Origin of the sequence: Pseudomonas sp., assembly GCF_037994325.1 — a bacterium.
Taxonomy (GTDB): Bacteria; Pseudomonadota; Gammaproteobacteria; order Pseudomonadales; family Pseudomonadaceae; genus Aquipseudomonas.
Genome location: NZ_JBBNAH010000706.1, coordinates 1 through 2274 on the forward strand (window position 1 = coordinate 1; position 2274 = coordinate 2274).

Annotated in this window: 2 protein-coding genes; both read left to right on the top strand. The window is 57.3% G+C overall.

What is annotated here, in order from left to right; all coding sequences use genetic code 11:
* Nucleotides 1-467 precede the first annotated feature (467 nt).
* Nucleotides 468-1019 (top strand): ATP-dependent zinc protease, encoded by a 552-nt coding sequence (locus tag AAAB16_RS23360; RefSeq protein WP_340665494.1) that lies wholly within the window; start codon nucleotides 468-470, stop codon nucleotides 1017-1019.
* Between the two features lie 145 nt (nucleotides 1020-1164).
* On the top strand, nucleotides 1165-2274 hold a 1110-nt coding region (locus AAAB16_RS23365), incomplete at its 3' end, for a UUP1 family membrane protein (protein WP_340665495.1).

Consider the following 2274-nt stretch of genomic DNA (forward strand, 5'->3'; position numbering starts at 1 on the left):
CGTCTTGCATAGTGTCGACACATCGCTAAATATTTCGACGGAAATTACGCCTTAAGGCTATTTTCGTCAAACAATCAATGTCCATTGTCGACAGTATTTTAAAAAACAAGCGCAACCGATAAACGACTGTGCGTTGCGAACCTGGATTCCCGCCTGCGCGGGAATGACGAGAATTCTAGCCAACAACATCGTCGTCCCCGCGCAGGCGGGGGACCCAGAATTTCCAGCCGGACTCATCCCGGCGCAAAGCGCACGGTCGTTTGATAGAACGCCCTGCCGCCTGTCGCCAGAGAAAATCCGCATGTTAGAATGCGCGGCGCTTGCGACCGGGAGTGCTGGCCAAGCGCTGCTAGACTCACCTGCCAGGCGTTAGGTGAAACTAAGCCCCCGCTGTTAAGACTAAGTGACTTGAATCGGGAACTCGGCAAACGAGACCCGCTGCAATTACCAGATCCGTTTTAGGACTTATGACACTCAAGCCCTTAGCCCTGTTGTTACCTCTTTTGCTGCTGCCGGCCCTAAGCCAGGCGGCCGACAAGGGCGTGTATGGCCTGAATGAATACGCCCAGCTCACCGACATCGACCTGCAAGTGGCCGCCAAACTCGACACCGGCGCCAAAACAGCCTCGTTAAGTGCCCGCGATATCAAGCGCTTTAAGCGTGATGGCGAAACCTGGGTGCGCTTCTACCTGGCCATCGACGATGCCCACGCCCACCCCATCGAACGCCCGCTGGCGCGTATCAGCAAAATCAAACGCCGCGCCGGTGATTACGACCCGGAAGAAGAGAAAACCTACACCGCGCGTCCGGTGATCGAGTTGCAGGTGTGCATGGGCAAAGCCTTGCGCACCATTGAAGTCAACCTCACCGACCGCAGCGCTTTTCAATACCCACTACTTATAGGCTCCGAGGCGCTGAAACGCTTCGATGCCCTGGTCGATCCCAGCCTCAAATACGCCGCCGGTAAGCCTGGTTGCGCCGTGGCAGATGACAGCAGCGAGAAACAACCGGTTAGCTAATGGGCCTACCCGGCCCAGGCGCTTCCGCCCGTTTTAACGGATAGAACGTGAGCTCCACCGCAATGCCATTACCTGCACCGCGCCCTGCCTGGGGTCATGTGGTACAGCGACACTGACAAGATTGATTAATGGACAGGTTCCCGACATGCGCTCTCTTACCCTGCATCTGAAAGTCCTGATCGCCATTTTGGTGACCCTGGGCATTCTGATTACGGCCTACCAGATTTTTATCGTTGGCATCCCTATCACTGAGGATGAAACCGACGACCTGTGGAACATCGACGCCAAGGTCGAATTCCAGGCCACGCCGAAAAATCCGGTGAAGGTGCAGATGTTCGTGCCGCCGCTGAGCCAGGACTACGTCAGCCTGAACGAGAGTTTTATCTCCAATAACTACGGGGTCAGCATCAACCGCGTCGACGGCAACCGTAAGGTCACCTGGTCGGCCCGCCGTGTCAGTGGCAACCAAACCCTTTACTACCGCCTGGTGCTGACCAAGCGCTACAGCGGCGAAAAACCCAAAGCCAAAGGCCCGATTTTCCGCGACAGCATTGCCGTAGAAGGCGCCGAGAAAATTGCCGCCGAAGCGCTGATGGCGCCGATTCGCCAACACTCGGCCGACATCGAAACCTTTATCAGCGAAACCATTAAGCGGGTTAACAACGTTAACGACGACAACGTCAAACTGCTGCTGGCGGGCGATACATCGACGCCAAATAAAGCCAAAACCATCGAGCTGCTGCTGTCCATCGCCCACGTGCCGATGGAGCGCGTGCACACCATTCGCTTGGTAGCCGACCAACCACAGACCCCGGAGCTGTGGCTACGCAGCTTCAACGGCCAGGACTGGCTGTACTTCAGCCCGGAAACCGGCGAATCCGGCCTGCCCGCCGACCGCCTGGTGTGGTGGACCGGTGACGAAAACCTGGTGAGCATCGAAGGCGGCAAAAAACTGAACGTGCGTTTCAGCCTGAACAACAGCCAGATGAACGCCATTCGCCTGGCCAAGCTGACCGACGAAAACACCGACGCCGACTTCCTCGAATACTCGCTGTACGGCCTGCCGCTGCAAACCCAGCAGACCTTCATGATCATGGTGATGATCCCGATCGGTGTGCTGGTGATCCTGATCCTGCGCAACCTGATCGGCATTCAGACCCTCGGCACCTTCACCCCGGTGCTGATCGCCCTGGCCTTCCGCGAAATGCAGCTGGGCTACGGCATTGCGCTGTTCACCATCATCACGGCGCTGGGC